The 5,298-nt window shown below is 51.7% G+C and carries 5 protein-coding genes and 1 tRNA gene; 2 read left to right on the forward strand and 4 right to left on the reverse strand.

The window, feature by feature from the left end:
• On the forward strand, window positions 1-188 hold a 188-nt coding region (locus Q7V48_04690), incomplete at its 5' end, for a hypothetical protein (GenBank protein MDO9210032.1).
• A 783-nt stretch (window positions 189-971) separates the two neighbouring features.
• On the opposite strand, the gene Q7V48_04695 is transcribed toward Q7V48_04690, so the two are convergent.
• The 3 genes from Q7V48_04695 to Q7V48_04705 form a co-directional block, all read right to left on the reverse strand.
• Window positions 972-1,047: transfer RNA gene (locus tag Q7V48_04695), tRNA-Lys, on the reverse strand.
• A 68-nt stretch (window positions 1,048-1,115) separates the two neighbouring features.
• Window positions 1,116-1,373, reverse strand: a complete 258-nt coding sequence (locus Q7V48_04700) for a hypothetical protein (protein MDO9210033.1) — start codon at window positions 1,371-1,373, stop codon at window positions 1,116-1,118.
• Between the two features lie 26 nt (window positions 1,374-1,399).
• The gene (locus Q7V48_04705; protein MDO9210034.1) at window positions 1,400-1,597 is read right to left on the reverse strand and encodes a hypothetical protein; all 198 of its coding nucleotides are present in this window, start codon (window positions 1,595-1,597) and stop codon (window positions 1,400-1,402) included.
• 424 nt (window positions 1,598-2,021) lie between these two features.
• Between Q7V48_04705 and Q7V48_04710 the strand changes: the two genes are divergently transcribed.
• A complete protein-coding gene (locus tag Q7V48_04710) occupies window positions 2,022-4,886 on the forward strand; it encodes an anaerobic glycerol-3-phosphate dehydrogenase subunit C (protein MDO9210035.1) in 2,865 nt (954 codons plus the stop codon).
• Here Q7V48_04710 and Q7V48_04715 read toward each other — a convergent pair.
• Window positions 4,873-5,298: NYN domain-containing protein (locus tag Q7V48_04715; protein MDO9210036.1), on the reverse strand; the 426-nt coding region annotated here is incomplete at its 5' end. The two genes, Q7V48_04710 and Q7V48_04715, sit on opposite strands and share 14 nt — an antisense overlap.

Here is a 5,298-nt window from a genome sequence, read left to right on the forward strand (position 1 = left end):
TATTGGAGGGCTGGGAAGGTGAGGCCACAATTTCCACGGAACACTCGAGTTCTTCCTACGGCCAGCCCGTTCTTTTGGTCAACGGCAAGCCTGTGGGGACCCTGGAGGCCTCTCTGGGCCAGTATGAGATCATTGAGGCCAGCGAAGAGGAAAGGGCAGCCCTGGGGAAGCGGCCGGATACGTTTTAAAGTAACCATTTACAACCCCTGGGCCTTCCTGGGGGTACTTTCCCTACCTCTTGCCCTACCCCATCCCCTCGTGCACGGGGAGACCAGGATAATTTGTCTACAATTGTAGACATCGCGGCCGCACCCCCCCCCCGCACGCGGGAAGACCAAGTCGGCAGAAGTTGCCAAGTTATGGACTCAGACTCCCGCGCGCGAGAGGGGTAACCGGTATGCTAACGGTTAGCATAGATGATAAACTCCAGACTCCCGCACGCGCACGGGGTAACCAACGAAATCGGCAAATTTTGCCGATTTGGAAGCAATGATTCCAACACGAGGTTGAATAGCTTTAAAACCCCTGGGGATCCTCCTGGGGGTTTCTTGACCTATGCTAAACACCCCTAAAATCCTTCCGTACAGCATCATGTAAGCACGAAATAGCTACTTTCTCCCCTATCCCCTTGTCCCCTTTTACCCTACCCAGTGATAAAGTCTTGAATTTGGCCTTCCTGTGCACGCCAGGAGCGGTATAAAAGCCGACATTTGAAACCTTCCGAGATGAATATGACGATCTGAAAAGGAAGATGGAGGGGGAAAAGAAACCCTCTGATACTTTAAAAAAAGGTTCCCGTATGCCACAGTGTAGAGAACGGGAAAAAGGTTGGACTCAAGACAAGACCGCCGCCGATCTGTTGTTTCCTTGACCCCTGCAAAAAAATCAGTTGACCTTTTTTTACCGTCTACAAAACGTCTACATTAAAAAATTAGGGGTTAAGCCATATTGACTTAACCCCTTGATTGTGTTGGTGGGCCATGTAGGGATCGAACCTACGACCTACTGATTAAGAGTCAGTTGCTCTACCAATTGAGCTAATGGCCCAAATTTTTTTAAGATGATTAGCATTTTCCCCTTGAGGTTGTCAAGGTTGAAAACGCTTTATCGGCGTGCTAAAACCCCCATTCCAGTTCCCGGCGCAGCTTCTCTTCGAATTTTTCCAGGCATTTGTTACAAAAAAGCGTTACCCCAGGGTTACCGTAATATTGAATGGCCAGGTCCCCGCCGAAGGGACGCATCTGCCCACACTTGATGCAATAAAAATTGGATTTGGCAATAAAGGTAGAAGTGATGATCTGCTCCCGGATGTTGCGGGCATAGATGACAGTGTTTAAAAGTTGACGCTTATCCACCTGCATAACACCTTTCACACCGCTACTCATCTTATACGATCCGTTTACGACACTTCTTCTGCTTCCTCTTCTTCCAGCATGATGTTGCCGATGACTTCCTGGAACTCCAGCCATTCATCCCTTGTGAATAAAAGAGTTACGCCCCGATCGGTCATGCTGAGCGTAATGTTGTCTTTTTCGGCATCCACCCAAACCTCAAATTTTTCATCGCTGTACACCAACGAGACGGCTGGCATGTCCATTCCTTTGATCCTCCGCTCACCAAGAAAAAGGAGCTTTTCCTGAATTTTAGGATACCGAATCCCCCCTTGATAGTCAAGAAATTTAACAACCTTCTGTTCCTGGCAAATCACTGCCAATTCATCACCGGTAATAAAATTTAATAGGACGCAGATTTGCGCAGATAACCGCAGAAACAAAAAAGACGCTATGCGCATAGCGCTAAGCGATTTTCTGTGTACATCCGTGTCCAAAAAGGAAATTTCTATACAAGTAAATTGATGGGTAGCCAGGTAAGCAAAAGGCTTGATTTCCGGCTGGCTTCCATGATTGAATGGAAAGGAAATTAAACCCGGAACGGTATTCGAAAGGGAAAACCCTTTTAAGCCAATTTTTGGTTACGATAAATCCGGGTTATTGCTTTGAGAAGTACTTCAAGAGGTAAATGTGGAAAATCAACTTAGCCTTACAGAAACGACCGCCAGAGATTTAAAAACCCTGCTAAGAGGAGAGGTCCTCTGGGATGATCTGAGCCGGGCCGCTTACAGCAGTGCAGCATGCATCTACCGGCTTTTGCCCCTGATTATTGTGCAGCCAAAGCATCAAGAAGATATCATCCAGTGTGTGCGTTACGCGGCCTCCAAAGGCATTTCCATCACTGCCCGGGGAGCGGGGACAGGCCGGGCCGGCCAGGGGATTGGGGAAGGAATCCTCCTTGATTTTGTAAGACATATGAATAAAATACTGGAAATTGACCCGCAGGGAAACTGGGTTCGAGTACAACCCGGTGTGATTTTGGGAACATTAAACACGGTTCTGAAGCCCCTGGGTAAATTCTTTCCCATCGACCCTTCCACGGGAGATTACTGCACTCTCGGCGGAATGATCGCCAACAATTCCAGTGGTCCCCACGCGGTAAAGTATGGGGCCACTCGGGATTATGTGGAATCTTTGGAAGTGGTGCTCTCCTCTGGAGAGGTTATCGTCACCGGATCTCGCTCCTTGAAGGATTTCGATCTTCTGCCCGCAGACGGGTTGGAAAGGAAAATCTTCCATGGCGTTTCCGACCTCTTGAAACGCTACCAAGCTCCCCTGCGAGCGGAGCGCCCCCAAAGTACCAAGAATTCCTGCGGCTACGATCTCTGGCAGGTGGGGAAAAACGATTCTCTCGACCTGACCCCGCTCTTGGTCGGGTCGGAAGGGACTTTAGGTATATTCACCGAGGCCCGCCTGCGCCTTGTAGATCTCCCTCGTCGCACTCATTCGGCTTTATTTTATTTCCGCAGCTTGGAAAACATAGGCCCAGCCACAGAAGAAATCTTAAAGTTTTCTCCCACCATGTTAGAGATCATGGAAAAGCAGATCATCGACCTGGCCAGGGCCAAGTACCCGGAGATGCGCCCCTATCTTCCCGAAAACATAGAGGCGACTCTCTTCATCGAGTTTGAAGGAGAATCAGAAAAAGAACTCCGCGAGCGGATGCAACAGGTTGCCAGCCGACTGGTGGATGAGCAAAAGCTGGCCATCTCCCTCAAGGAGGCCCAAGACGCCCGGGATCGAGAGATGCTTACCAAGGTCCGCAGTGTCTCCGGGCCTATCCTCAATAAGGTCAAAGGGCCGAAGAAGCCGATCGCCTTCATCGAGGATGCAGCGGTCCACCCCAACAAGCTGGGGGAATACATTGCTGGATTACGAGAAATCTTCAAAAAACATCAGGCGGAAGCGAGTGTTTACGGACACGCCGGAGACGGGAATCTCCATGTCATGGTTTTTTTGGATTTGAAGAAGGCCGAGGACATAGCCAGGATGACCAAGATCACCGAGGAAACTTACGACTTGGTTCTCCGTCTTAAGGGCACGATCAGCGGGGAACACGGGGACGGGCTCTTACGAACGGCTTATGTGCCCAGGCAGTACCCTCAACTTTATCCTGCTTTTGTGGAATTGAAAGACCTCTTCGACCCGCAAAGAATCCTGAACCCCGGGCGGGTGGTGGGAGAAGACCCCGGCCTCCTGAGCAAGAATCTGAAATATGGCAGTGGGTATACCCCGCAGCCAACGGGAAGTTCTTTCGATGAGGAGCCGCTGCGCACCGAAGTCGAGAGCTGTCACGGCTGCGGTAAATGCCGATCCTACTGTCCGATCGCCATCGAGACGCATGAAGAAATCTCCCTGGGCCGGACCAAAGCGGTCTTGCTCCGGGAATTGATCTCGGGGAGGTTAAATTCCAGGTTATTCATGGCCTCCGATGAATTGAAAGCGGTGATGGACGGGTGTGTGAATTGCAAGAGGTGCCTCACGGAATGTCCCACAGGGGTGGATATCCCCTGGCTAGCCCTGCAAGCCCGAGCTCATTGCGTGCAGGTAAAAGGCCAACCCTTCAAGGACCGGTTCATCTCCAACACCCACCTGGCCTGCCAAGTGGGAAGCGCCTTCGCTCCTGCGACCAACTTGGCTTTCTCCTGGCGGCCGGCCCGGGCCATCATGGAATCGACCCTGGGATTAGATCGCCGGAGAAAGCTGCCCCCCTTTGCCCGCGAGACCTTCCGCAGCCTTTATAAATCCGGACCGACCCGCAACGGCCAGGCAGCCTATTTCCTGAGCTGCTTTGCCAATTACAATGACCCGCAAGGGGAAGCCTTAGCAACCTGTGAAGTTCTGGAGCGGAATGGGTTCGGGGTCGAACTCCCTGATTTTGAATGCTGCGGCATCGCCCGCATATCTTCTGGCGCTTTAGCCTCTGCGGCCAGGGGGGTGGAAAACAACCTGAAAAAAATTCTTACTTACGCGGAAAAGGGCACACCGCTGATCTTCAGCGAACCCAGTTGCGCGCTGGCCGTGAAGTTAGAATATCCCAGGATCGCTGGATTAGAAACGACATCGAAAATCATTCCTACCTGTTTCGAGATCCACCAATTTTTATTCGCCCTCAAAGAAAAGGGGAAATTAAACCCGAATTTCGGAGAGATCCCTCTAAAGGTGGGGTACCATAACCCTTGCCACCTTAGGGCCCTGGGCATCACCCGGGAGCCCGTCGAGCTTCTCCAGCTCATTCCGGGTCTCCAGGTTCGAGTCTTCCAGGACCGCTGCTGCGGTTTAGCCGGCACCTTTGGCTTGAAGAAGAAAAACTATGACCTCTCCCTGGAGATCGGGGCCCGCCTCTTTAAGGAAATCCAGGAAAGCGGCGTGGATCGAGTCGTGACCAGCTGCGGGTCATGCGCCTTGCAAATCTTCCAGGGAACCGGATTGAAAGCGGTCCATCCGGTGACCCTTCTGGCCGAAGCTTACCGGAGGAAAGCTACAACTTCTTGAAAGCGGCCGTGGCTTTGCGCTTCCCTTTGGGGAGGCGATGGGAGGGTCCCTTTTTCGTCGGAGCCACGGAGCGAAGGGGGGCCATAGGCTCCTCCTGACTTCCTTTCAAGGCATAGAACTGGGCCATTTCCATTTTTTCGGCCAAATCAAATACCGAGATAGTTGTGGCGCCTTTCTTCTCGGCGAAGAGAGCTACGTCCCGGTCTGAGGTTACGACTATAATCCCTCCGCGTTTTTCCGAGGCCAGGCGCTTGAGAACTTCGTCTGCTTTCTCCCCCGGTTTGGAAAAGATCACCTCGATCCCGCCAAATCGATCTCGATGCCCGGCCAAACGCCCTTCTTGCCGGCCATCGAAAACCACTATAATGGAATGACCTTTAAGGCGCTTGTATTTCCTTAATTGTTCGCACAG

It is taken from the genome of Deltaproteobacteria bacterium (assembly GCA_030654105.1).
Classification (GTDB): Bacteria; Desulfobacterota; SM23-61; order SM23-61; family SM23-61; genus JAHJQK01.

Bases quoted from the DNA above. Each gene is read 5' to 3' on its own strand.
- Q7V48_04705 (MDO9210034.1), bottom strand. From the start codon at position 1,597: ATGGACATGCCAGCCGTCTCGTTGGTGTACAGCGATGAAAAATTTGAG.